Genomic DNA, 23,911 nt, shown 5'->3' with positions numbered 1-23,911 from the left:
AGGAAGCTTGCGATGCCCGCCCACGATTTCGTCAGCCCCGACCACATCCGCGCGCAGTTCTCTGCCGCCATGTCGCTCATGTACAAGCAGGAAGTGCCGCTATACGGCACCCTGCTCGAGCTGGTGAGCGAGATCAACCAGCAAGTCATGGCCGAACAGCCCAAGGTGGCCGAGGCCCTGCGCTGGACCGGCGAAATCGAGCGCCTCGATCAGGAGCGCCACGGCGCCATCCGCGTCGGCAACGCAGCGGAGCTGGCGACCATCGCCCGCCTGTTCGCGGTGATGGGCATGCACCCGGTCGGCTACTACGACCTGAGCTCGGCCGGGGTGCCGGTACATTCCACCGCGTTTCGCGCCGTGCACGAGCAATCCCTGCACATCAGCCCGTTTCGGGTGTTCACCTCGCTGCTGCGCCTGGAGCTGATCGACAACCCGCAACTGCGCGCACTGGCCCAGGGCATCCTCGACAAACGGCAGATCTTCACCGCCCGTGTGCTCGAACTGATCGCCCAATGCGAACGCGATGGCGGCCTGAGCGCTAGCGATGCCGAGACCTTCGTCCAGGAAGCCCTGCACACCTTCCGCTGGCACCAGGACGCCACCGTTACCGCCGAGCAGTACCAGCAACTGCACGACCAGCACCGCCTGATCGCGGATGTGGTGGCGTTCAAAGGCCCCCACATCAACCACTTGACCCCACGCACCCTGGACATCGACGCCATCCAGCTCGGCATGCCGGCCAAGGGCATTCCACCCAAGGCCGTGGTCGAAGGGCCACCCACCCGTCGCCAGCCGATCCTGCTGCGCCAGACCAGCTTCAAGGCCCTGCAGGAAAGGGTCGCTTTCAGCGATGCCCAGGGCAGCCACACGGCGCGCTTCGGCGAGATCGAACAACGCGGCGCAGCGCTGACGCCCAAGGGCCGCCAGCTGTACGACCGGCTGCTGGACACGACCCGCGCGGCCCTGGGCGGTGTGCCGGCCGAGGCCAATGCCGAACGCTACATGACCCTGCTCGCCAAGCATTTCGCTGACTTCCCAGACGACCTGGGGCAGATGCGCGAACAAGGGCTGGCCTACTTCCGCTATTTCGCCACCGACAAGGGGCTGGCGGCACGCGGGCAGCCTGGCCGCCCCACTACCTTGCAAGGGCTGATCGACGCCGGGCATGTGCATTACGAGGCGCTGGTGTACGAGGACTTCCTGCCGGTGAGCGCGGCGGGGATCTTCCAGTCCAACCTGGGCGACGAAGGCCAGGCCGACTATGGCAGCAATGCCAATCGGGATGCCTTCGAGGCAGCGCTGGGGCTGATGGTGCAGGACGAACTGGCGTTGTATGCCCAGAGCGAGCGCCGCTCATTGCAAGCGTGTGCGCAGGCGTTGGGGCTGTCGGCCCTGTAAACGTCATCGCGGGCAAGCCCGCTCCCACAGGGTCGGTGGGAGCGGGCTTGCCCCGCGAAAGTCTTAGCGGCCCACTCGGAACCGATCCACTTCCTGGCGCAACTGCCCCGCCAGTCCTTCCAGTTCGCGGGCCGTCGTGGCCAGCTCATTGGCCACATCTCGCTGCTCACTGTTGGCCTGGGCGATGCTCTGCAGGTTGCGGCTGAGCACTGTCGCGGTGCTGCTCTGCTCCTGGGTCGCGGTGCTGATCACGGCGAACTGCTCGCCCGCCGCCCTGCTCTGCTCGTCGATCCGCGCCAGTGCCTCGGCCACTTTGTCGTTGCGCGCCAGGCCCTCCTGCATCAGCTGGTTGCCCTGCTCCAGGGTGTTGATGGCATGCCCGGTCTGCTGCTGGATGCTGGCGATCATCCCGGAAATCTCGTCGGTGGCCTGGCGGGTACGCGCGGCCAGGCCGCGCACCTCGTCGGCGACCACGGCAAAACCACGGCCCTGCTCCCCTGCCCGCGCCGCCTCGATGGCCGCGTTGAGCGCCAACAGGTTGGTCTGCTCGGCGATGGCGGTGATCACGCCGACAATCCCGCCAATCTCCTGGGACCGCGCGCCCAGGGTGTCCATCACCGCGGCGGTGCCGCCCAGCGCGTCGGCGATCTGCTTGAGCGAGGCCGACGCTTCGTCCATGGCACCGCGACCAATACGGGTCTGCTGGGCATTGTCGCGGGCCATGCGCTCGGTACCGGCCATGTTGTCGGCGATGTTCATCGAGGTGGCGCTGAACTCCTCCACCGCGCCGGCCATGCTGGTGATCTCGCCGGACTGCTGGTCCATGCCCTCGCAAGCCCCGGACGACAAGCCGGACAACGAACGAGCACGGTCACTGACCTGGTCGGAGGCGCCGCGGATATGCTCGACCATGGTCGCCAGGGCCTCGCCCATCTGATTGAAGCTGCGCGCCAGCTGACCAATCTCGTCGTGGCTGGTGACGCTCAGGCGGGCATTCAGGTCGCCAGCGCCTAGGGCTTCGGCCTGGCGCACCAGCTCGCCCAGCGGGCGCAGCTTGCGGCGCAGCAGCCAGAGCGTGGCGGCGACGGCCAGGAGCATGGCCAGCAGACTGCCGATGGCCAGGCGCAGGCCGACACTCCAGGTCACTTCGCGGATTTCCGCCTTGGGCATGCTCGCCACCACGGTCCATGGGCCTTCGGCGAACGGCGCGCTGACACTGAACAGGTCCCGGTCGGCATTGGCCGGGGGCACCAGCCATTGGCCCTGGTCGTCACGAATGGCCAAGGAGCCGGTCTGGCCGATGCGAAAGCGCTTGAGGTTGGCGAACTGGGCGTTCTGCGCATCGGTGTAGTCGAAGCCGACGAACAGCACGGCGATGACCCGGCCGCTACCATCGCGCACTGGCACGTAGCGGGTCATGTAGTTGCGCTCGAACAGCACCGCGCGGCCAACGTACATCTGCCCGGCCAGCAACTTGGCATAGGCCGGGTGCTGGCGGTCCAGCTGGGTGCCGATGGCGCGGTTGCCATCCTGCTTCTTCAGGTTGGTGCTGATGCGCACGAAATCGTCGCCGCTGCGCACGAACAGCGTCGCGATCCCGGCCGTCATCTGCTGGAATTCATCGACCACCTGGAAGTCGTTGTTCAACAGCCGCTCGCCCAGGTACAGGGCTGGCGTGGCCTGGCCTGCCACCTGCACGGTCTCGCCGGCGTGCAGCGCCAGGCCGGTGGCGAAGCGGCGCTCGAACAGGCCGCTCAGGCGTTGGGTGTTGTCCTTGAGCGAACCGTGGAAGGTGTCGAGCTGGTCGGCCAGCAGCCGCGCCTCGCTGGCCAAGTGTTCCTGGCGAGTGGCGAGGTTGGCGTCGTCCAGCGAACGCAGGGCGAACAAGGTACTACCGGTGATCACCAGCGCCAGCACGATGGCGAGGGCGATGCCGAGCTGCGAGGCGATGCGGGCACGCGGTTGAGACATGGAAAAGCTCCTGGCAAGAGGCCGGGATCATCCTGATCACGCTGACCGCCCGCTTCCAATCGACGGGTAATCGCGCCCTCTTCCGGGACGCTGGTGCAACTTGATCGGCTTGGCGGCGCAATACTTGAGCGTGGAACCTGGATATTCGCAAACCTTTGCCTGGTGCTCGGCGGCAGGCTCCTGTTCGCCGGCAAGGTCGAACGGCTCAATGCTGAGCCGACAGGATCTGCACCGCCGGCAAGTCCATCGCCGCCGCCTCCTCTTGCAAGAACACACTCAACCGACGCAGGCGCTCGCCACCCGGTCGGGTCCGTGGCCATACCAGGTAGTAGTCCATGCCACTGGCCACCGCCGTCGGCCAAGGCAGGCTCAACCGCCGACCGGCCACATCCTCGGCCACCATCAACAGGTCGCCCATGGAAATCCCATAACCCCGGGCGGCCGCGATCATGCCCAGCTCCAGGGTGTCGAACACCTGCCCGCCCTTGAGCGACACCTTGTCGGTCAGCCCCATGCGCGCCAGCCATGCCCGCCAGTCACGCTTGTCGGGGGTGGGGTGCAGTAGCTCGATGCCGCACAAGCGCCGCTCGTCCCACGGCGCGTCGTCCAGCAGGTCCGGCGCGCCGACCGGAATCAACAGCTCGGAGAACAACCGACGCACCTCCCAGTCCGCCGGGAAGCTACCGTCGCTGAGCAACACCGCGCAATCGAACGGTTCCTGGTTGAAGTCCACGTGGTCGACGTCCATCCAGGCGCTGGTCAGTTGTACTTCATTACCTGGCTGCAAATGCCGAAAGCGGCTCAGGCGCGCCAGCAGCCAGCGCATGGTCAGGGTCGACGGCGCCTTCATGCGCAGGATGTCATCTTCGCCGCGCAAGGTATCGCAGGCCCGCTCCAGCGCGGCGAACCCCTCACGCACCCCAGGCAGCAACACCCGCGCCGCCTCGGTGAGTTGCAGGCTACGGCCGTTGCGCACGAACAGGCGGCAGGCGAAATGCTCCTCCAGCGTGCGGATATGCCGGCTGACCGCGCTCTGGGTGATCGACAGCTCTTCCCCGGCACGGGTGAAGGAACTCAGCCGGGCGGCGGCTTCGAATGCGCGCAGCGCATAGAGCGGAGGAAGCTGGCGGGACATGATGCACCTGTCATACGGGGCCGAAACGCGATACCTGGATCATATATCCATGAGTCAAACTCATGCGAGCAATCGCTTTTATCCTTTTGTGCAAAGTTGACCGAGGCTTCAGAATTGCCTGCTCGCACTTTCGCACCATCCAGAAGGACCACCCCCATGCATGTCGCGCCCACCACCGAACTCAAGGCTTTGCTGCGCCTGGCCGGGCCGCTGATCGCCTCGCAGCTGGCGCACATGCTGATGGTGCTCACCGACACCCTGATGATGGCCCGTATCAGCCCGCAGGCCCTGGCCGGTGGCGGCCTGGGCGCGGCCAGCTACTCATTCGTATCGATCTTCTGCCTGGGGGTGATCGCCGCAGTCGGTACCTTGGTGGCCATCCGCAAGGGCGCCGATGACACCGAGGGCGTCACCCGCCTGGCGCAGAGCGGCCTATGGCTGGCCTGGGGCCTGGCGCTGGTGGCGGCGCTGGTGATGTGGAACCTCAAGCCGGTGCTGCTGTTGTTCGGGCAGCAGCCCGAGAACGTCGACTCGGCCATGCAACTGCTGACCCTGTTGCCGCTGGCCCTGCCCGGCTACATGACCTTCATGGCCCTGCGCGGTTTTACCAGCGCCCTTGGCCACTCGACGCCGGTGATGGTCATCAGCCTGGTCGGCACGGTGTTCAACTACCTGTTCAACCACGCGCTGATCGAGGGCATGTTCGGCCTGCCCAAGCTGGGGCTGATGGGTATCGGCCTGGTCACTGCGCTGGTGACCCTGGGCATGGCCATTGCCCTGGCGCTGTACATCCGCTGGCACAAGGCCTATGCCGACTACCCGTTGCGCAAAGGCCTGTCGCGCCCTTCCCTGCCGGCCCTGCGCGAACTGTGGCGGCTGGGCCTGCCGATTGGCGGCACCTACATGGTCGAGGTTGGCTTGTTCGCCTTCGCAGCCCTGTGCATGGGCGTGCTGGGCAGCACCGAGCTCGCGGCGCACCAGATCGCCCTGCAGATCGTCTCCACCGCGTTCATGGTGCCGACTGGGCTGTCCTATGCGGTGACCATGCGCGTCGGCCTCTACTATGGCGCTGGCAACCTGCTGGCGGCGCGCAGTGCCGGGCGCGTGGGCATTGGTTTCGGCGCCTCGCTGATGTTCGCCTTCGCCGCGCTGTTCTGGTTGCTGCCTGATAGCCTGGTGGCGCTGTTCATCGATCGCAACGACCCGGCCTTCGCGGCCATCTTCATGCTGGCAGTACAGTTGCTGATGGTTGCGGCGTGGTTCGAGTTGTTCGATGGCGTGCAGACCATTGCCATGGGCTCTATCCGGGGCTTGAAGGATGCCAAGACCACGTTCCTGATCGGGTTGGTGTGCTATTGGCTGGTGGGCGCGCCGAGCGCATGGTTGTTCGCGTTCACCCTTGGCGGTGGCGCTCCGGGGATCTGGTGGGGGCTGGCGCTGGGCCTGGCGTGTGCGGCAGTGGCGCTGACGCTTGGCTTTGAGTGGCGGATGAAGCGGTTGTTGGGCAAGGCCGGGCGGGCTCGAGGGGTGACGGTTTCGGTTTGAGGGGGTTGGGGATCGCGTAATGGCGGACAGGTGCCTGGCAATGGTCTTGCAGGGCCCTTGAGATCGAGCGCCGCGCGGGCGGCGCTCGATCGCATAGGCGCTGCAACTGTATCGTCGAACACCTTGAAGCATAAACCATCTAAAACTGTACTACTGTACCGCCTCAAACATCACTTCCTGCGTTCCATTTCTCTACCAACACCACAAAATCGCACCAAACCAGTGCGCGCCAGTACAGTTCCCTCAATAACTGGTGCAACAGTCCCTTCCAACAGTTAACTGAGCCATCGCAATACAACTGAACTGTACCTACTGTTCTGGACGAGAGAGGAGGAAGATGGGCACCAGTTAAATCACTACCTAATCCCGCCACAAGCGGAAGGATGACACATCATGGAACGTACCCTCAGTTCCGACCTGGTTTTCGAAAACGCCCAAGCTTCCAACGCTGCCCTGCCGCTGCGCGTTCTGTCCACCCTGGTACTGTGGCAGCGCCGCATGGCCAGCCGCCGCCAGCTGGCGCGCCTGGACTCTCGCCTGCTGGCCGACGCCGGTATCAGCGAGTCGCAGCGCTACGAAGAGCTCAGCAAGCCGTTCTGGCGCTAAGCCCCGGCTGCCGGCCTGGCCCGGCACCGCGAATTCCCAAGAACCCGTCGCAGGTTACTGCGACGGGTTTTTTGTTTGTATGCCCCGAGTTAGAGCGCCTTGGACCTAAACATGTACAGTTCTATAGAGTAAAAATACAACCAGTACAGTTACGTTTTGTGATGTTTACCCAAGCCAAGCGTTAGAACCTGCACGTGTTACGCTTGTCCTACGCGCCTGGCAGATAAAGTACCGTGACGAGCCAAGCGAGCGTCCGATAACCAGAACCACCCAAGACCCTGTGCAGGAGTCCACCGATCATGTCCCGTTATCACCTGTTTGGCGCCGCCTTGCTGCTGTCCCTGGCCGGCGCGGCCAATGCCACCAGCTTCGTCGTCACCACCGATGCCGTGGTCGGCGCGGTGGCCGCTTCCACCGACGCCACCTCCGACATTTCCTCCTCGTTCCGTGACGACAAGATCGTCCAGGCCGCCCGCGACGACGCCGCCAGCTTCGTCGGCAGCCAAGGCGCGATCCGCGGCGCCAAGCTGGAGAGCGCGTTCGTGCATATCCGCCAGCAGTTGCCGGCGCTGCAGGCCAGCGACGCGCAACTGGCAAGCGCCATCCTCGCCCTCTGATCCCGCTATCAGCCCGGATTCACTGGCCCCGGCCGGTGCATCCGGGGTAGCCTTCGCCGCCCGAGACAACTGCTTTCAAGCCAGCCATGCGTTATCTGTTGCCATCATTGTTCGCCCTCACCTGCGTGGGCAGCGCCCATGCCATGGATGCCACCACCCAGAGCCTGGTCATCACCGGCTATGTCACCAGCCAGGTGACCGCCGCGCCGTTCGACCGCAAGCGTATCGTCGCCGCCCGTGACGATGCCGCCGCGTTCGTCGCCAGTGACGGCCTGATCCGCGGCGCGCGCCTGCAAGCGGCGTTCGACACCCTGCGCCAGGGCTGCACCCGGCACTCTGTCGGCGACCGTGAACTGGCCGAAGCGATTCTCGTCCAATAACTACACCTGCTCCTTTTGCATTCCCGGAGATGCTCCATGCGTAAACCGCTGATCGCCGCCACCCTCGGCATGCTGCTGCTCGCCGACCTGGCCCAGGCGCACACCCTGGTGGCCACCAGCAACATCATCGTCCGTGCCTTCGGCCGTTCGATCGACTTCACCTCGGACACCACCACCTCGATCCGCGACTCCAAAGTGGTGCGTGAGGCCCACGACGACGCCGCCAGTTTCGTCGCCAGCAACGGCGACATCCGTGGCGCCCAGCTGGAAGCCGCGTTCGGCACCCTGCGCGCCCGTGTGCCAGAGGCCCGTGACGCCAGCGACCAAGTGCTGGCCGAAGCTATCCTCGCCCTGTGAAGCGCGTGCGTGCCTGGCTGCTGGGCTGCGCCCTGACGCTGCTCGGCACGCCCGCCCTGGCCGACCTGCAACTGCTGTTGCAACGCGACGACCTCGATTCAACCCAACAGCAGGCCAGCCAGGCACTGCTCGACGAGGCCATGGCCAAGCTGCCACCGCGCTTCAAGCAGCAACTCGACCGGCAGATCCTGGTCAGCTGGAGCGCGCGCATGCCCGAGGACGCCTACGGGCAGGCCTCGCCGGTGGCCACCCTCGACCTCAACCGCCGCCTGCTGCCAGGCCTGGTCGATGGCAGCGCCGCCCGTGAACAGACCAACCGCCCCCACGGCACGGTCCGCCAGGAGCTGCTGGCCACCGTGCTGCACGAATTGACCCATATCTACGACCGCGCGCGCCTATGGCCCAGCGCCGAGCGCCGGCTGATCAGCCGTTGCGCGCGCCAGCAGGGCGCCCTGGGCAAGGTCGGCCTGCCGCAGGACTGCCGCGGCCAGGCCGAACGCCGCTTCACCTTGAGCGATGACCCGCGCCTGCTAGACCTGGCCGGCTGGCCGCAGTACGTCGGCCGGCGCGGCGAGCGCGAGCAGCACAATGGCCAGCTGGTGCGCAGCCCGGATCCCTACGAGCTGAGCAGCCCGAAGGAGTTCGTCGCGGTCAACATGGAGTACTTCCTCCTCGACCCCAGCTACGGCTGCCGCCGACCGGCACTGAACCAGTATCTGCGCGAACACTTTGCCTGGGCGCCGCAACAAGATGCCTGCGCCAAGGGCCTGCCGTTCCTCAACGCCGGCAACGACTTCGCCCGCCAGCCCTTGGGCGAGATCGACCCGGAGCGGGTCTACGAGGTGGACTACCTGCTGGCCGAGGCCAACCAGAACTGGGTCAGCCGCTGGGGCCACAGCATGCTGCGTCTGGTGATCTGCGCCCCGGGCCGCCCACGCGGGCCGGCCTGTCGCCTGGACCTCGACCAGAGCCTGGTGCTGTCATACCGCGCCTTCGTCAACGATGTGCAGCTGTCCAGCTGGGACGGCCTGGTCGGTGCCTACCCGTCGCGACTGTTCGTGCTGCCGCTGGGGCAGGTGATCGACGAGTACACCAAGACCGAACTGCGCAGCCTGGCCTCGGTGCCGCTCAAGCTCAGCCGCGACGAAATCGAGAACCTGGTGCGCCAGGCCGCCGAGATGCACTGGAGCTACGACGGCAACTACTACTTCCTGTCCAACAACTGCGCGGTGGAGTCGCTCAAGCTGCTGCGCAGTGGCACGGGCAACCCGCGCCTGAACGATCTCGACAACATCATGCCCAACGGCCTGCTGGAGGTGCTCAAGGGCAGGGGGCTGGCCGATACCAGCGTGCTCGACGACCCACGCGAGGCGTTACGCCTGGGCTATCGTTTCGATTCCTACCGCGAACGCTACCAGGCCATGTTCGACGTGTTGCGCAAGCAGTTGCCGATCAAGCAGACGGCGGTGGAAGACTGGCTGGCGCTGGATGCCGAACAACGCCGCCCGTGGTTCGAGCGTGCCGACCTGCGCACCAGCGCGGCCTTGCTGCTGCTCGAACAGGCCGGCCTGCGCCGCCAGTTGCTGTTGGCCCAGGATGAGGTCAAGCAACGCTACCTGAACGGGCGAGCGCTCAAGGATGGCAGCTTCGACAAGGCCAACGAAACCTTGCAGGCGATGCTGGCCAACAGCGGCTTCCTCAGCCGCCCGGCGGAGTTGCTCGGGGCAGGGGGCTACGGCCTGCCGCAGCCAGACGAGCGCAAGCAACTGGAGCAGGTGAGCAGCGAGCGCCAGGCGCAGCTGCTGCGCCTGAGCACTGACCTCGACCAGCAGGTGAGGGCGCTGCTGGGGCCAGAACGGGGCAAGCAGATCAAGGCGGTGGAGGCCAACATCAAGCAGATCGGCGAGCGCCTGCGGGCACTGCACAAGGCCGCAGGCGGGTTGCAGCTGCCCTGAGGCATGCCAGGTGCACCTTCATTGCTATAGGAGCGGCCTCGTGTCGCGAAAGGGCCGCGAAGCGGCCCCAGATTTCAGCGTCGCAGCAGAGATCGCCGGGGGCTGCTCTGCAGCCCATTCGCGACACAAGGCCGCTCCTACAGAAAGCCTCGCAGCCCCTCACCTCAAAGGCGCTCCTCATCTTCCTCCGGCAACCCTTGATCCACCTGCAACCACGGCAACCGGCTCCCCACCCAGATATGCCGATTGGCCGGCACCCGCTCCGGGTGATCCAGCGTCGCCACGGTTACATCGATCGAATCCGGGCTACGAGTCGTCACCAATGCCACGTGCGCCCCGCAACTGCCACAGAAGTACCGGTTGCAGGTTTCCGGCGCCATGTAGCGCTGCGGTGAGCCCGCCAACCACTGGAAAGCCTCGAAGGGCAGGGTGACCCAGGTCACCAGAGTGCCCCCGCTGACCCGCCGGCAGATCGAGCAATGGCAATGGGCGACATCGCCCAAGGCGCCCGACAAGCGATAACGCAGGGCACCGCAATGGCACCCGCCTTCCACGACATCCACCATCGAAACGACCTCCCGTCGCCTGGCGCCAGCCGAAAGCTGGCTGAAAGCTTGCCCACCTAGGATAGCGCCACCACCGGCAAAGACCGGTCAGCCAGGGCACCCGGAATTTTCCGTGCCCGGCCCAATCAACAACAACAATGGTGATTCCCGATGTTTTCCTGTGCCCGCCTTCCCGCCGTACCCCCGCAGCTACTCCCCGCGCAGCGCCTGACGCGCTGATCCGCCCGAAGCGTCCTTCCTTTCGCCGCGCCACGCCTGGAGTACCGCCATGCTGACCTTCCTCGGCTTCGCCATGGTCATCACCTTCATGTACCTGATCATGACCAAGCGCCTGTCGGCCTTGATCGCGCTGATCCTGGTACCGATCCTGTTCGCCCTGTTCGGCGGCTTCTACAGCGACATCGGCCCGATGATGCTGCAGGGCATCAGCAAGCTCGCGCCCACTGGCGTGATGCTGATGTTCGCCATTCTCTACTTCGCCCTGATGATCGACTCCGGCCTGTTCGACCCCGCCGTGCGCAAGATCCTCAAGCTGGTCAAGGGCGACCCGCTGAAAGTCTCGGTCGGCACCGCGGTGCTGGCCCTGGTGGTGTCGCTGGACGGTGACGGCGCCACCACTTACATGATCTGCTGCGCCGCCATGCTGCCGATGTACAGCCGCCTGGGCATGAGCCCGCGAATCATGGCCGGCCTGATCATCCTCGCCGGCGGGGTGATGAACATGACCCCCTGGGGTGGCCCCACCGCCCGCGCCGCCAGCGCCCTGCACGTGGACCCTTCGGACATCTTCGTGCCGATGATCCCGGCCATGGCCTTCGGCGTGGCGGCGATCCTGGCCATCGCCTACTGGTACGGCAAGCGCGAGCGCGCCCGCCTGGGCGAGCTGCACCTGCCCACCGACGACATCGACCACAGCGAAATCAGCGTGTCGCAGTTCCCGGAAGCACGCCGGCCCAAGCTGATCTGGTTCAACGGCGCGCTGACCGCCGCGCTGATGGTCGCGCTGATCGCTGGCGCGCTGCCGCTGCCGGTGCTGTTCATGATCGCCTTCAGCATCGCCATGATCGTCAACTACCCGTGCCTGCAGCAGCAGAAGGACCGCATCGCCGCCCACGCCTCCAGCGTGCTGGCCGTGAGCGGGCTGATCTTCGCCGCCGGCATCTTCACCGGCATCCTGTCGGGTACCGGCATGGTCGATGCCATGTCCAAGAGCCTGCTGGCGGTGATCCCGGAAGCGTTCGGCCCCTACATGGCGGTGATCACTGCCTTGGTCAGCATGCCGTTCACCTTCTTCATGTCCAACGACGCCTTCTACTACGGCGTGCTGCCGGTGCTGTCGGAGTTCGCCAGCCACTACGGCGTCACCCCGGTGGAAATGGCCCGCGCGTCGATCGTCGGGCAGCCGGTACACCTGCTCAGCCCGCTGGTACCCTCCACCTACCTGCTGGTGGCCCTGGCCGGCATCGAGTTCGGCGATCACCAGCGCTTCACCCTCAAGTGGGCAGTGCTGGTGTGCCTGTGCATAATGTTCGGCGCACTGGCACTGGGGACTTTCCCGCTGTTCAGCAGTCTGTAATACAAGCGCCTCATCCAACCGCAAAGCGCCCGCCATCAGGGCGCTTTGCCTTTACCGCTCGAAGGAATACACATGGAATGGCTGACCAGCCCGGAAATCTGGGTTGCCTTTTTCACCCTCACCGCGCTTGAGATCGTGCTCGGGATCGACAACATCATCATGATCTCGATCCTGGTCAGCCGCATGCCCAAGCACATGCAGCCGCGCACGCGGATCTTCGGCCTGGCCCTGGCCATGGTCACGCGGATCATGCTGCTGCTGTCGATCACCTGGGTCATGCGCCTGACCGACGACCTGTTCCATGTGCTCGGCCAGGGTATTTCCGGCCGCGACCTGATCCTGTTCTTCGGCGGTCTGTTCCTCTTGTGGAAAAGCTCCCAGGAGATCTACCACGGCCTGGAAGGCGAGGACGAAAGTGCCGAGGAACCGAAAGGCGCGGGCGGCAAGTTCTTCTACACCATCATCCAGATCGCCATCATCGACATCGTGTTTTCGCTGGACTCGGTGATCACCGCGGTGGGCATGGTCTCCCACGTGCCGGTGATGATCGCCGCGATCATCGTCGCGGTGCTGGTGATGATGCTCTGCGCCGGCACCATCAGCGACTTCATCGACAAACACCCGTCTCTGAAGATGCTTGCACTTTCGTTCCTGATCGTCGTCGGTACGGTGCTGATCGCCGAATCCTTCGATGTGCATGTGCCCAAGGGCTATGTTTACTTCGCCATGGCTTTCTCGCTGGCGGTGGAGGCGATCAACATCCGCATGCGCACCGCCCTGGCGCGCAAGAAGGGCAAGGAACACGACCCAGTGAAACTGCGCAAGGACATCCCGGGTCAATAAACCCAGGAAGCGCAGAAAGACAAAGGGCCCTTCGCAGGGCCCTTTTTGCGTTCTGGACTGTGCTAGCGCATGTTTCAAATAGGTTTCACCCATGCCAAGCTGGCGCCAGCCAGGCAAAACAACTAAAGCTTCAGTGAGCACTGGAAAAAACAGCCCACCCCCGGGCCAGGCTCACCGCTGCACCCATTGGCCCCGCCCAGGGGCATAGAAGAAAAGGGGGCCCGACCATGCTGACCCTGCTCAACCTGCTCTCCGCCGTGGCGTTGCTGGTGTGGGGCACCCATATCGTGCGTACCGGCATCCTGCGGGTCTATGGCTCGAACCTGCGCCGCGTGCTCGGCCAGAACATGAACAAGCGTCCGCTGGCCTTCATCGCCGGGATCCTGGTCACCGCCATGGTGCAGAGCAGCAACGCCACCGCCATGCTGGTCACCTCGTTCGTCGGCCAGGGCCTCATGGCCATGACCCCAGCCCTGGCGATCATGCTCGGCGCCGACGTCGGGACCGCGCTGATGGCGCGGGTACTGACCTTCGACCTGTCCTGGCTGTCGCCACTGCTGATCTTCCTCGGGGTGATCTTCTTTCTTTCGCGCAAGCAGACCCGCGCCGGGCAACTGGGCCGGGTGGGTATCGGCCTGGGCCTGATCATCCTGGCCTTGCAACTGATCGTCCATGCCGCCGCGCCGATCACCCATGCCCAAGGGGTGAAGGTGCTGTTCGCCTCGCTGACCGGAGACATCCTCCTCGATGCCCTGATCGGCGCGCTGTTTGCCATGATTTCCTATTCCAGCCTGGCCGCCGTGCTGCTCACCGCCACCCTGGCCGGCGCCGAGGTGATCAGCCTGCCGGTGGCCATCGGCCTGGTGATCGGCGCCAACATCGGCAGCGGCCTGCTCGCCTTCCTCACCACCAGCCTGCAGAACAGCGCCGGGCGCCGCGTGGCGCTGGGCAGCCTGTTGTACAAGGTCATCGGCCTGCTGTTGATCATCCCGGTGCTGCACCCGCTGGTGGCTTGGATGGACAACCTGAGCTTCAGCCCGCAGGAGCTGGTGATCGGCTTCCACCTGCTCTACAACACCTTGCGCTGCCTGCTGATGCTGCCGACGGTCAAGCCCATGGGGCGGGTGTGCAATTACCTGCTGCCTGAGCGCGACAATGGCAACGGCCATACCCAGCCACGCCACCTCGACCCGACCGCGCTGAACACCCCCAGCCTGGCCCTGGCCAACGCCGTGCGCGAAACCTTGCGCATGGGCGACATCGTCGACAGCCTGCTCGAGGCCATGCTCGGCGCTCTGCGCGGCACCCAGACCGCCATGCCGCAACAGGTGCGCACCCTGGGCGAGGACGCCGAGGCGCTGTACAACGCCATCAAGCTGTACCTGGCGCAGATGCCCCGCGAAGACCTCGGCGAGCAGGACAACCGGCGTTGGGCGGAAATCATCGAGCTGGCGATCAACCTCAAGCTGGCCAGCGACCTGATCGAGCGCATGCTGCGCAAGGTCCAGCAGCAGAAGACCTCGCAACGCCGGGAATTTTCCCAGGTCGGCCTGGAAGAACTGACCGGCTTGCAGGAACAATTGCTGGCCAACCTGCGCCTGGGCCTGTCGGTATTCCTCAGCGCCGACCCGCACAGCGCGCGCCAGCTGCTGCGTGAAAAACGTCGCTTCCGCGCCCAGGAGCGACGCCTGGCCCACGCCCATGTCAGCCGCCTGCAACGTAAAGTGGTGCAGAGTATCGAAACCAGTTCGCTACACTTGGAGCTGATTGCCGACATGAAGCGTTTGAACTCTTTGTTCTGCAGCAGTGCCTATGTGGTACTGGGCGGCACCGACACCGGCGGGCTGATGCTCGACAGCGTGCCGGACGAAGCCCGTCAGCCCTGAATCGACACACCCCGGAGACCGAAGCTCGCCCATGCGTTGCCTGATGTTCGTTTGCCTGCTGATCTGCAGCCTGCCCACATTCGCCCTCGACCGCTCGCGGGTGGAGGGCTACCTGTTGCCCAACGGCTTGCAGGTGATCCTAAAGTCCGGCTACGAGCGCGACCATGTGTCGATCCGCCTGGTGGTAGGCGTGGGCCTGGACGACTTCGACTGTGACCAGCGCGAGCTGCCACACTTGCTAGAGCACCTGCTGTTCAGCGGTATCGACGAGACGGGCGAGGGCGGCCTGGAGGAACGCATCCAGGCCCTGGGCGGGGAGTGGAACGCCTTCACCAGCAGCGCCGACACCACCTTCGTCATCGAAGCCCCGGCGCGCAACCAGCGCAAGGTGCTCGACCTGCTGCTGGCGGTGGTCCGCGATACCCAAATCGACGCCAAGGCGCTGGCCACCGCGAAAAAGATCATCGAACGCGAGGACGGTGGCCATTACGGCCGACTGCAGCGCTGGCTGGACCGCCAGGACATCGGTCACCCAGCCAGTGACCAGCTGGCTACCGAGCTGGGCCTGAAATGCCCGGAGCGCTCCAACCTCGACGACATGACCCTGGAACAGGTCCAGCAGCTGCGCGAGCACTGGTATGTGGCCAACAACATGTCGCTGATCGTCGTCGGCGGCCTCGACCGCCTGCTGCCGGCCTACCTGGAACGCACCTTTGGCGAGCTGCCGGCGACCGAGCCCGAAGAACGCCGCAACCTCGAAAGCATCAGCCAGCAGGCCGAGCCGCGTCGCGACCTGACCCGCGGCTGGCTGGGCGACAACGTCAAGTTGCACTGGCTGTTCATCGAGCCGACCCTGGAGGAGGGGCACGACCAGACCCTCGAACTGCTGTCGCGCTACCTCGACTGGGCGCTGTACGACCAGTTGCGCCTGCGCCATGGGTTGTCCTACGGGCCGTCGGCGCAACGCGAGAGCTTTGGCGACAGCGGGCTGCTTAGCCTGAATGCCGACCTCGAGCGCCAGGACCTCGACAAGGCACTCAAGGTACTCGAGCAGTTGTTCGACCACCTGCGCAAGCATGGCCTGGACCCGGACACCTTCGCCCGCATCAAGGAGGCGACGATTGCCCGGGAAAGCTGGACCACCCAGGGCAACGCGGCGCTCGCCGACTACTACTGGGGGGCGCTCAACGCCTACGAGGACGGGCGTTTCACCGACCCGGTGCGAGAACTTCGCCAAGTCAGCCTGAAACAGGCCGATGCGGCGCTGCGCGAGCTGCTCAAGGAGCCGGGATACCTGCGCATCGAAAAGCCGTTGCTGGGGTATGACGAGCTGTATGGCTTGGTAGCGTTGTTGCTGGGGTTGATCCTGGCCGCGGGGCTGGTCCGCCGGCGCCGCGTGGTGGCCAATCGCCCCAGTGGCGCTACACGGGAGCCTTGATTCGGCGGTATCCTGTCGGCCAACAGCGTCTGCGTGGGAGCGGGCTTGCCCCGCGATGAGGTCATCGCGGGGCAAGCCCGCTCCCACGACGCCTCGAACACGCCTTTTCCTGTTGTAAACCCATGCCCCCACTCCCCAGCTTCATCCTGCGCATCATCGAGCTGCTCAAGCGCTACCCCGGCATCATCGCGCTCTACGGTTTCCTCTCGGGGATCGGCAGCTTCATCCTGGTCGACCGCCAGGCCGGCCTAGCCAGGTGGATCGCCATCGCGATGCTGGTCAGCTGGGTCTGGCTGATGCTGGAGAACACTCTCACCGAGCTGTTCGCCCGCACCTTCAAGCGCGAGATCCCGCAACCGTTGCTACGCTTCGCGACACAGATGATCCACCAGGAAAGCCTGTTCTTCGTCCTGCCGTTCTTCTTCATCACCACCACCTGGAACAGCGGCCAGCTGGTGTTCACCGGCCTGCTCGGTGCCGCGGGGCTGATCTCGATCGTCGACCCGCTGTACCACAAGTGGCTGGCGCCGCGGCGCTGGCTATTCCTGGCGCTGCACACCCTGACGCTGTTCGCGGCCATGCTCACGGCGCTGCCGATCATCCTGCATCTGACTACCGCGCAAAGTTTCAAGCTAGCACTGATCGCCGCCATGGCGCTGTCGTTCCCGAGCCTGGCCAGCAGCTTCCCGATCAACAACTGGCGCCGCGGCGTGGCCCTGGTGCTGGTCACCCTGGCAGTGGGCGGCGGCGGCTGGCTGCTGCGCTCGTGGGTGCCGCCGGCCACGCTGTGGATGACCGACGTGGCGATCAGCACCGAGGTGCTCAACCGCCAGCCAGGCGCGTCGCTGGAGGAAGTGGCGGCCAGCCGCATCCGCAGTGGTGGGCTGTATGCCTACACCGCCATCAACGCGCCGCGCGGGCTGAACGAGCGCATCTACCATGTGTGGCAGCTCGACGGCAAAGAGGTCGACCGTATCGCCCTGGATATCCACGGCGGGCGCAAGGAAGGCTACCGCGCCTGGACCCACAAGCAGAACTTCCCGCCCAACGCGGTGGGCAAGTGGCAGGTGAGGGTGCTGACCGAGGACGGGCAGGTGATCGGGGTGTTGCGGTTCAAGGTGGTGGAAGACGCCCCAAAGCCCTTGTAGGAATGCACTGCTCATCGCTGCCTGCTGCGCTATGATCTGACTCGCCGCCCATTGTCAGAAGCATGGAGCCCATGACCGTTCCGAGCGCCACCCTGGACACCACCGAGCAGCCCTCGCGCCTGCGCATCGTCGGCGACTGGACCCTGGCCCACTACGCCGAGCTCAAGCGCGAATGCGAGCACCTGGGCAGCCAGTACGGCGAGGATACCCTCGCCGACCTCAGCCAGCTTGGCCGCCTGGACACCGCCGGCGCTTCGCTGCTGGCCGAACTGCTCGGTGCCAAGCGCCTGGCCCACTGCACCGACGAGCTCCCCGAAGCCAGCCGCGCGCTACTGGAGAACGTGTATCGCTCGGTGCAGGACTACTGCATCCCGGTCAAGCAACCCGAACGACCGGTGCTGATCCTACTGCTGGCGCGCATCGGTTGCGCCGTCGATCAGCTCTGGCAGGATACCCTTCAGGTGCTGGGCTTCATCGGCCTGATCCTGCAGACCCTGTTCCTGCGCCTGTTCCAGCCGCACCGCTGGCGTGTAACCCCGGTGGTCGCCCACCTCGAGCAGACCGGCCTGGACGCCGCGCCGATCGTCGCCCTGCTGACCTTCCTGGTGGGCGCGGTGGTGGCTTTCCTCGGCGCCACGGTGCTGGCCGACTTTGGCGCGACCATCTTCACCGTCGACCTGGTGGCGTTCTCCTTCCTGCGTGAGTTCGCCGTGCTGCTGACCGCCATCCTCATGGCCGGGCGCACCGCCAGCGCCTTCACCGCGCAGATCGGCTCGATGAAGGCCAACGAAGAGATCGACGCCATCCGTACCCTGGGCCTGAACCCCATCGAGCTGCTGGTCGTACCGCGGGTACTGGCACTGCTGATCGCGCTGCCGCTGCTGACCTTCGTCGCGATGATCTGCGGCATGGTCGGCGGCGCGGTGGTCTGCGCCCTGACCCTGGACATCTCGCCGGCCATGTTCCTCTCGCTGCTGCAAAGCGACATCGGCGTGCAGCACTTCCTGGTGGGCCTGGCCAAGGCGCCGTTCTTCGCCTTCCTGATTGCCGCCATCGGCTGCCTGGAAGGCTTCAAGGTCAGCGGCAGCGCCGAGTCGGTCGGCGCCCACACCACCTCGGCAGTGGTGCAATCGATCTTCGTGGTCATCGTCCTGGACGCCGTGGCCGCGCTGTTCTTCATGGAGATGGGCTGGTGAGCGAAGCGGTGATCGAAGCCCGGGGCCTGTGCAACCGCTTTGGCAGCCAGAGCGTGCACGAGAACCTCGACCTGGACCTGTACCGCGGCGAGATCCTCGCCGTGGTCGGCGGCTCGGGCAGCGGGAAGTCGGTGCTGCTGCGCAGCATCGTCGGCCTGCGTCGGCCCAACGAGGGCAAGGTAAAGGTGTTCGGCGAGGACCTGGCCACGGCCAGCGAGACGCAACGCTCGCTGATCGAGCGGCGCTTCGGCGTGTTGTTCCAGAAGGGCGCGCTGTTCTCGTCGCTGACCGTGACCGAGAACGTCGCCCTGCCGTTGATCGAGCACGCCGGGCTGTCGCGGGCCGACGCCGAGCACCTGGCCGGGGTCAAGCTGGCTCTGGCCGGGCTGCCGATCAGCGCCGCCGACAAGTACCCAGCCTCGCTGTCCGGCGGCATGGTCAAGCGCGCCGCGCTGGCCCGCGCCCTGGCCCTGGACCCAGACATCCTGTTCCTCGACGAACCCACCGCCGGCCTCGATCCGATCGGCGCCGCCGCCTTCGACCAGTTGATCCTGACCCTGCGCGACGCCCTGGGCCTGTCGGTGTTCCTCATCACCCACGACCTCGACACCCTGTATACCATCACCGACCGCATCGCCGTGCTGGCGCAGAAGAAGGTGTTGGTAGCCGGCCCGCTGGCCGAGGTCGAGCAGACCATTGATCCCTGGATCCATGAATACTTTCACGGCCCGCGCGGCCGGGCGGCCGAAGATGCCGCCCTGCGCGCCCGCCAGGAGCGCTGAACGATGGAAACCCGAGCTCATCATGTCCTGATCGGCCTGGTCACCGTATTGGTGGTGGCGGGCGCCATGCTGTTCGGCCTGTGGCTGACCAAAGCCAGCGTCGACGACACCTTCAAGGACTACGAGGTGGTGTTCAACGAAGCGGTGTCGGGCCTGTCGCGCGGCAGCCCGGTGCAGTACAACGGCATCAAGGTCGGCGACGTCAGCACCCTGCGCCTGGACCCCAAGGACCCGCGCCGGGTACTGGCGCGGGTGCGCCTGAGCGCCGACACGCCAGTCAAGCAGGACACCCAGGCCAAGCTGACCCTGGCCGGGGTGACTGGCAACTCGTTCATCCAGCTCAGCGGCGGCACCCCACAAAGCCCCGAGCTCAAGGGCAAGGACGGCAAGCTGCCGGTGATCGTCGCCTCGCCATCACCAATCTCGCGCCTGCTCAACGACAGCAGCGACCTGGTGACCAACATCAACCTGCTGCTGCACAACGCCAACCAGATGTTCTCGCAAAGCAACGTCGAGCACCTGAGCAACACCCTGGCCAATCTCGACCAGACCACCGGCGCCTTCGCCAGCAAGCGCGGCGGCATCGCCGACGCCCTGGCGCAACTGGCCGAAGTCGGCCGCCAGGCCAACGCCACCCTGGCCGAGACCCAGGCACTGATGCGCAACGCCAACGGCCTGCTCGGCAACCAGGGCAAACAGGCTATCGGCAGCGCCGAGCAGGCCATGCAGTCACTGGCCGAGAGCACCGCGACCATCAACAACCTGCTCAAGGACAACCGCCAGTCCCTCGACGACGGCGCCCAAGGCCTCAACCAGCTGGCCCCGGCCATTCGTGAACTGCGCGAGACCCTCAACGCCCTCAAGGGCATTTCCCGGCGCCTGGAGGCCGACCCCAGCGGCTACCTGCTAGGCCGCGACAACAACAAGGAGTTCCAGCCATGATCCCGTCGCTGCGCCTGGCCGCGCTGGCCGCCACCTTGGGCCTGGTCTCGGCCTGCTCGATCCTGCCGCAGAGCGAGCCTGTGGATGTCTACCGCCTGCCGGTGGGCCAGACCACGGCCAACGCCGCGCCGCTGGACTGGTCGCTGCGCCTGAACAAGCCGCTGACCAGCGAAGCCCTGGCCGGCCCGCGCATCGCGGTGATCCCCCAGGGTGACGTGATCAGCAGCTACAAGGGCGCGCGCTGGAGCGACCCGGTGCCGATGCTGCTGCGCAACCGCCTGCTCGACGGTTTCCAGCGTGACGGCCGAGTACAGCGCCTGAGCGCCGACGACAGCAATCTGCAGGCCGACTACGAACTGGGCGGTGAGCTACAGGCGTTCCAGAGCGAATACCACGCGGGCGCCCAACTGGAAGTGGTGATCCGCTACGATGCCCGGTTGGTGCAGGGGCGCAACCAGCGCATCCTCGCCAGTCAGCGCTTCGAAGTACGCCAGCCACTGAACGACGGCAAGGTACCGGCCGTGGTCGCCGGCTTTGGCGCGGCCAGTGACACACTGACGCGCCAGGTGATCGCCTGGACGGTCGCCCAGGCTCAGGCGAAGAACCAGTAGCAGACGAAGATCGCCGCGATCACCCCGGACAACTCGGCCAGCAGGGCGCAGCCAACGGCGTGGCGCACACGCTGGATACCCACCGCGCCGAAGTAGACGGCCAGCACGTAGAAAGTGGTCTCGGTGCTGCCCTGGATGGTCGCGGCCACCAGCGCCGGGAAGCTGTCGACGCCGTGAGTCTGCATGGTCTCGATCAACATGGCCCGCGCCGCGCTGCCGGAGAACGGCTTGACCAGCGCGGTTGGCAGGCCCTCGACGAAGCGGGTGTCCAGGCCCAGCCAGCCCACCGCATGGCGGATGCCGTCCAGGGCCAGCTCCAGGGCACCCGAGGCACGCAGCACACCAACCGCCACCAGCATCGCCACCAGGTAGGGCAACACCCCCTTGGCCACGTCGAAGCCTTCCTTGGCGCCTTCGATGAAGGCTTCGTACACCTGCACCCGTTTCAACGCGCCAATCACCAGGAACACGATGATCACCCCGAACAGCGTGAGGTTGCCGAGGATCGACGACAAGCCGGCCAGGGCCACGGCTGACAAACTGCCGAGCAACGCCATGAAGCCGCCCAGCAACAACGCGCCGGGGATCAGGTAGGCGAGCACCACCGGGTCCCACAGGCGCAAGCGCTGCATCACCGCCACCGACAGCAGGCCGACCAGGGTAGAAACGCTGGTGGCCAGCAGGATCGGCAGGAACACCAGGGTCGGGTCGGTAGCGCCTTGCTGGGCGCGGTACATGAAGATGGTCACCGGCAGCAGGGTCAGCGACGAGGCGTTGAGCACCAGGAACAGGATCTGCGCGTTGCTCGCCGTGGTGCTGCTGGGGTTGAGCTCCTGCAACGCACGCATGGCTTTCAGGCCGATCGGCGTGGCGGCGTTGTCCAGGCCCAGGCCGTTGGCGGCGAAGTTCATGGTGATCAGGCCCAGGGCCGGGTGGCCCGGCGGTACCTCCGGCATCAGCCGGGCGAACAGCGGGCCAAGGACCTTGGCCAGCCATTCGACGATGCCGGCCTTCTCGGCGATCTTGAGAAAGCCCAGCCACAATGTCAGGGTGCCGAACAGCAGGACCATGACCTCCACCGACAACTTGGCCATGGCGAAGATGCTCTCGACCATGGCGGCGAAGATGCCAGCGTTGCCGCCCACCAGCCACTGGGCCAGGGCGGAGATGGCCGCCACCAGGAAAAAGCCGAGCCACAGGCCGTTGAGCATCCGTGTAGTCCCCCGTGAAAAATGCCCGAATGATAGCGCATGCCGGTGCCTGGCTGGAGGCCGCGTACCTGTAGGAGCGGCCTTGCGCCCCTTTCGCGACGCAAGGCCGCTCCTACAGGGGGAGTGATTGCCTATAAAACAAAAAGCCCCGACCAGGTCGGGGCTCTTCGTTCAGCGCAAAAGGCTTACTGGTTGACGGTCTTGCCCGCCACCGACGCTGGCTGGGCGCCTTTGGCCAGCACCAGCGACTGGTAGTACGCCTCGCCCTTCTCGGCGTCGTACATGCCCTGCCACTTGGCGATGACCACCGCGGCCAGGGCGTTGCCCACCACGTTCAGCGCGGTACGGGCCATGTCCATGATGCGGTCGACACCGGCAATGAAGGCCAGGCCTTCGAGCGGAATGCCCACGCTGCCCAGGGTGGCCAGCAGCACCACGAACGACACGCCCGGCACGCCGGCGATGCCCTTGGAGGTGACCATCAGGGTCAGCACCAGCAGCAACTGCTGGCTCCACGACAGGTCAATACCGTACAGCTGGGCGATGAAGATCGCCGCGATGCTCTGGTACAGGGTCGAGCCGTCGAGGTTGAACGAGTAGCCAGTCGGCACCACGAACGAGCAGATCGACTTCGGCGCACCGAACTTCTCCATCTTCTCGATCACGCGCGGCAGCACGGTCTCGGAGCTGGAGGTGGAGTAGGCGAGGATCAGCTCGTCTTTCATGATGCGCATGATGCGGATGATCGAGAAACCGAACACGCGCGCCACCAGGCCCAGCACCATGAAGGCGAAGAAAGCGATGGCGAAGTACACCAGCAGCACCAGCTTGGCCAGCGGCAGCAGCGAGGCGAAGCCGAAGTTGGCGACGGTGGCGGCGATCAGGGCGAACACGCCGATCGGGGCGTAGTTCATGATCATGTGGGTGACCTTGAACATGGTCTCCGACACACCCTGGAAGGTACGCACCAGCGGCTCGCGCAGGTCGGCGTTGAGGCTCGACAAGCCCATGCCGAACATCACCGAGAAGAAAATGATCGGCAGCATTTCGCCACGCATCAGCGCCGCGAAAATGTTCGACGGGATCAGGTTGAGCAGAGTCTCGATGAACGCGTGCTCATGCTGCACCTCGGCCGCGGTGGCCTGGTACTTGGAGATGTCGACGGTGCCCAGGGTGCTCATGTCGATGCCGGCGCCCGGATGGAACACGTTGGCCAGGACCAGGCCGACGACGATGGCGATGGTGGTCACCACCTCGAAGTAGATGATGGTCTTCAGACCGATGCTGCCCAGTTTCTTCGCGTCGCCAACCCCGGCGATGCCCACGATCAGCGACGAAATCACGATCGGGACGACGATCATCTTGATCAGGCGAATGAAGATGTCGCCGGCAGGTTGGAGGACGTTGCTGATCCACCATGCCTTTTCTGCACTGAAATGATTCAGTAGCGCGCCGACTGCAACGCCCAGCAACAGACCGATGACGATCTGCCAGGCGAGGCTCAGTTTTGCCTTCTTCATGTCATTACCCTTTGTTGTAGTGGTCACGAGCATCGGTCTGAAAAGCGCATCCCAGAGCCTTGGAAAGGATCTTGGATGACAACTTTGCGGGCCGCTGCCCCTCTGTAAGGACACCGCGAGCGAGCTTGGCTGGCGCTCGGGCCGAGGAAAAAGGCGGCAACTATTGCGATGCGGGGAGGGGACAGTCTAATGCCGGAAACGACTACCCTATGCCGAATCGGCATGAGA

The 23,911-nt window shown here is 65.4% G+C and carries 21 protein-coding genes and 1 pseudogene; 16 read left to right on the top strand and 6 right to left on the bottom strand.

Annotated elements, in window-relative coordinates:
- The first annotated feature begins 12 nt into the window (after positions 1-12).
- Positions 13-1,398, top strand: coding sequence for a 2-oxoadipate dioxygenase/decarboxylase HglS (gene hglS / locus ACODS5_RS01075; RefSeq protein WP_489107701.1), 1,386 nt, complete (start codon positions 13-15; stop codon positions 1,396-1,398).
- A 63-nt stretch (positions 1,399-1,461) separates the two neighbouring features.
- Here the strand turns inward: hglS and ACODS5_RS01070 are convergent, their stop codons facing one another.
- The 3 genes and pseudogenes from ACODS5_RS01070 to ACODS5_RS01060 all read right to left on the bottom strand — a co-directional run bounded on the left by ACODS5_RS01070 (position 1,462) and on the right by ACODS5_RS01060 (position 4,504).
- Complete coding sequence (locus tag ACODS5_RS01070; RefSeq protein WP_489107841.1) at positions 1,462-2,193, bottom strand: methyl-accepting chemotaxis protein; 732 nt, start codon at positions 2,191-2,193, stop codon at positions 1,462-1,464.
- A 135-nt stretch (positions 2,194-2,328) separates the two neighbouring features.
- Positions 2,329-3,369, bottom strand: a pseudogene (locus ACODS5_RS01065) (Cache 3/Cache 2 fusion domain-containing protein); the annotation flags it as partial.
- 205 nt (positions 3,370-3,574) lie between these two features.
- Positions 3,575-4,504: a LysR substrate-binding domain-containing protein gene (locus tag ACODS5_RS01060; RefSeq protein ID WP_134689016.1), complete on the bottom strand. Its 930-nt coding sequence runs from the start codon at positions 4,502-4,504 to the stop codon at positions 3,575-3,577.
- 156 nt (positions 4,505-4,660) lie between these two features.
- On the opposite strand from ACODS5_RS01060, the gene ACODS5_RS01055 reads away from it, so the two are divergent.
- The 6 genes from ACODS5_RS01055 to ACODS5_RS01030 all read left to right on the top strand — a co-directional run bounded on the left by ACODS5_RS01055 (position 4,661) and on the right by ACODS5_RS01030 (position 9,964).
- On the top strand, positions 4,661-6,049 hold the full coding sequence (locus ACODS5_RS01055; protein WP_134689017.1) for a NorM family multidrug efflux MATE transporter: 1,389 nt from the start codon (positions 4,661-4,663) through the stop codon (positions 6,047-6,049).
- A 393-nt stretch (positions 6,050-6,442) separates the two neighbouring features.
- On the top strand, positions 6,443-6,655 hold the full coding sequence (locus tag ACODS5_RS01050) for a DUF1127 domain-containing protein (RefSeq protein ID WP_011531561.1): 213 nt from the start codon (positions 6,443-6,445) through the stop codon (positions 6,653-6,655).
- A 299-nt stretch (positions 6,656-6,954) separates the two neighbouring features.
- Positions 6,955-7,272, top strand: a complete 318-nt coding sequence (locus ACODS5_RS01045; protein WP_134689018.1) for a DUF2388 domain-containing protein — start codon at positions 6,955-6,957, stop codon at positions 7,270-7,272.
- An 86-nt stretch (positions 7,273-7,358) separates the two neighbouring features.
- A complete protein-coding gene (locus tag ACODS5_RS01040; protein WP_134689019.1) occupies positions 7,359-7,652 on the top strand; it encodes a DUF2388 domain-containing protein in 294 nt (97 codons plus the stop codon).
- 36 nt (positions 7,653-7,688) lie between these two features.
- Positions 7,689-8,009, top strand: a complete 321-nt coding sequence (locus tag ACODS5_RS01035; protein ID WP_134689020.1) for a DUF2388 domain-containing protein — start codon at positions 7,689-7,691, stop codon at positions 8,007-8,009.
- A complete protein-coding gene (locus ACODS5_RS01030) occupies positions 8,006-9,964 on the top strand; it encodes a DUF7844 domain-containing protein (RefSeq protein ID WP_489107700.1) in 1,959 nt (652 codons plus the stop codon). Before ACODS5_RS01035 ends, ACODS5_RS01030 begins: the two co-directional genes overlap by 4 nt.
- 164 nt (positions 9,965-10,128) lie before the next feature.
- Here the strand turns inward: ACODS5_RS01030 and ACODS5_RS01025 are convergent, their stop codons facing one another.
- The gene (locus ACODS5_RS01025) at positions 10,129-10,530 is read right to left on the bottom strand and encodes a GFA family protein (RefSeq protein WP_134689022.1); all 402 of its coding nucleotides are present in this window, start codon (positions 10,528-10,530) and stop codon (positions 10,129-10,131) included.
- A 268-nt stretch (positions 10,531-10,798) separates the two neighbouring features.
- Here ACODS5_RS01025 and ACODS5_RS01020 point away from each other — a divergent pair, with 268 nt between their 5' ends.
- The 9 genes from ACODS5_RS01020 (at position 10,799) to ACODS5_RS00980 (ending at position 20,952) form a co-directional block, all read left to right on the top strand.
- Entirely contained in the window at positions 10,799-12,106 is a 1,308-nt protein-coding gene (locus ACODS5_RS01020; RefSeq protein ID WP_489107699.1) for a CitMHS family transporter, read from the top strand.
- A 72-nt stretch (positions 12,107-12,178) separates the two neighbouring features.
- Positions 12,179-12,949, top strand: a complete 771-nt coding sequence (locus ACODS5_RS01015; RefSeq protein ID WP_134689024.1) for a TerC family protein — start codon at positions 12,179-12,181, stop codon at positions 12,947-12,949.
- A gap of 227 nt (positions 12,950-13,176) precedes the next feature.
- Positions 13,177-14,835, top strand: a complete 1,659-nt coding sequence (locus ACODS5_RS01010; RefSeq protein WP_489107698.1) for a Na/Pi cotransporter family protein — start codon at positions 13,177-13,179, stop codon at positions 14,833-14,835.
- A gap of 31 nt (positions 14,836-14,866) precedes the next feature.
- On the top strand, positions 14,867-16,273 hold the full coding sequence (locus ACODS5_RS01005; protein ID WP_489107697.1) for a M16 family metallopeptidase: 1,407 nt from the start codon (positions 14,867-14,869) through the stop codon (positions 16,271-16,273).
- 122 nt (positions 16,274-16,395) lie between these two features.
- Complete coding sequence (locus tag ACODS5_RS01000) at positions 16,396-17,421, top strand: DUF5924 family protein (RefSeq protein WP_489107696.1); 1,026 nt, start codon at positions 16,396-16,398, stop codon at positions 17,419-17,421.
- Between the two features lie 62 nt (positions 17,422-17,483).
- The gene (locus ACODS5_RS00995) at positions 17,484-18,617 is read left to right on the top strand and encodes an ABC transporter permease (protein ID WP_489107695.1); all 1,134 of its coding nucleotides are present in this window, start codon (positions 17,484-17,486) and stop codon (positions 18,615-18,617) included.
- On the top strand, positions 18,614-19,399 hold the full coding sequence (locus ACODS5_RS00990; RefSeq protein ID WP_489107694.1) for an ABC transporter ATP-binding protein: 786 nt from the start codon (positions 18,614-18,616) through the stop codon (positions 19,397-19,399). The genes ACODS5_RS00995 and ACODS5_RS00990 overlap by 4 nt, the downstream gene beginning before the upstream one ends.
- Before the next feature lie 3 nt (positions 19,400-19,402).
- Positions 19,403-20,341 carry an MlaD family protein gene (locus ACODS5_RS00985; RefSeq protein ID WP_134689030.1) on the top strand — a complete coding sequence of 313 codons (939 nt, stop codon included), beginning with the start codon at positions 19,403-19,405 and terminating at the stop codon, positions 20,339-20,341.
- Complete coding sequence (locus ACODS5_RS00980) at positions 20,338-20,952, top strand: ABC-type transport auxiliary lipoprotein family protein (RefSeq protein ID WP_489107693.1); 615 nt, start codon at positions 20,338-20,340, stop codon at positions 20,950-20,952. Before ACODS5_RS00985 ends, ACODS5_RS00980 begins: the two co-directional genes overlap by 4 nt.
- Here the strand turns inward: ACODS5_RS00980 and ACODS5_RS00975 are convergent.
- Both ACODS5_RS00975 and gltP read right to left on the bottom strand, forming a co-directional pair.
- Positions 20,934-22,163 (bottom strand): nucleoside recognition domain-containing protein, encoded by a 1,230-nt coding sequence (locus tag ACODS5_RS00975; RefSeq protein WP_489107692.1) that lies wholly within the window; start codon positions 22,161-22,163, stop codon positions 20,934-20,936. The genes ACODS5_RS00980 and ACODS5_RS00975 overlap by 19 nt on opposite strands.
- Positions 22,164-22,348: 185 nt before the next feature.
- Positions 22,349-23,683, bottom strand: coding sequence for a glutamate/aspartate:proton symporter GltP (gltP, locus tag ACODS5_RS00970; RefSeq protein WP_134689033.1), 1,335 nt, complete (start codon positions 23,681-23,683; stop codon positions 22,349-22,351).
- Positions 23,684-23,911 lie beyond the last annotated feature (228 nt).

Source organism: Pseudomonas sp. FG47, from assembly GCF_057809115.1.
The sequence above is the reverse complement of the archived record's forward strand: the minus strand, read 5'-3'. Positions and strand labels throughout refer to the sequence as shown.

Coding starts and splice junctions, on each gene's coding strand:
- gltP (WP_134689033.1), bottom strand. CDS start 23,683: ATGAAGAAGGCAAAACTGAGCCTCGCCTGGCAGATCGTCATCGGTCTG.
- ACODS5_RS01070 (WP_489107841.1), bottom strand. CDS start 2,193: ATGGCCGGCGCGGTGGAGGAGTTCAGCGCCACCTCGATGAACATCGCC.
- ACODS5_RS01055 (WP_134689017.1), top strand. CDS start 4,661: ATGCATGTCGCGCCCACCACCGAACTCAAGGCTTTGCTGCGCCTGGCC.
- ACODS5_RS01010 (WP_489107698.1), top strand. CDS start 13,177: ATGCTGACCCTGCTCAACCTGCTCTCCGCCGTGGCGTTGCTGGTGTGG.
- ACODS5_RS01020 (WP_489107699.1), top strand. CDS start 10,799: ATGCTGACCTTCCTCGGCTTCGCCATGGTCATCACCTTCATGTACCTG.
- ACODS5_RS01060 (WP_134689016.1), bottom strand. CDS start 4,504: ATGTCCCGCCAGCTTCCTCCGCTCTATGCGCTGCGCGCATTCGAAGCC.
- ACODS5_RS01000 (WP_489107696.1), top strand. CDS start 16,396: ATGCCCCCACTCCCCAGCTTCATCCTGCGCATCATCGAGCTGCTCAAG.
- ACODS5_RS00980 (WP_489107693.1), top strand. CDS start 20,338: ATGATCCCGTCGCTGCGCCTGGCCGCGCTGGCCGCCACCTTGGGCCTG.
- ACODS5_RS01040 (WP_134689019.1), top strand. CDS start 7,359: ATGCGTTATCTGTTGCCATCATTGTTCGCCCTCACCTGCGTGGGCAGC.
- ACODS5_RS01050 (WP_011531561.1), top strand. CDS start 6,443: ATGGAACGTACCCTCAGTTCCGACCTGGTTTTCGAAAACGCCCAAGCT.
- ACODS5_RS00985 (WP_134689030.1), top strand. CDS start 19,403: ATGGAAACCCGAGCTCATCATGTCCTGATCGGCCTGGTCACCGTATTG.
- ACODS5_RS01045 (WP_134689018.1), top strand. CDS start 6,955: ATGTCCCGTTATCACCTGTTTGGCGCCGCCTTGCTGCTGTCCCTGGCC.
- ACODS5_RS00975 (WP_489107692.1), bottom strand. CDS start 22,163: ATGCTCAACGGCCTGTGGCTCGGCTTTTTCCTGGTGGCGGCCATCTCC.
- hglS (WP_489107701.1), top strand. CDS start 13: ATGCCCGCCCACGATTTCGTCAGCCCCGACCACATCCGCGCGCAGTTC.
- ACODS5_RS00995 (WP_489107695.1), top strand. CDS start 17,484: ATGGAGCCCATGACCGTTCCGAGCGCCACCCTGGACACCACCGAGCAG.
- ACODS5_RS01015 (WP_134689024.1), top strand. CDS start 12,179: ATGGAATGGCTGACCAGCCCGGAAATCTGGGTTGCCTTTTTCACCCTC.
- ACODS5_RS01025 (WP_134689022.1), bottom strand. CDS start 10,530: ATGGTGGATGTCGTGGAAGGCGGGTGCCATTGCGGTGCCCTGCGTTAT.
- ACODS5_RS01005 (WP_489107697.1), top strand. CDS start 14,867: ATGCGTTGCCTGATGTTCGTTTGCCTGCTGATCTGCAGCCTGCCCACA.
- ACODS5_RS01035 (WP_134689020.1), top strand. CDS start 7,689: ATGCGTAAACCGCTGATCGCCGCCACCCTCGGCATGCTGCTGCTCGCC.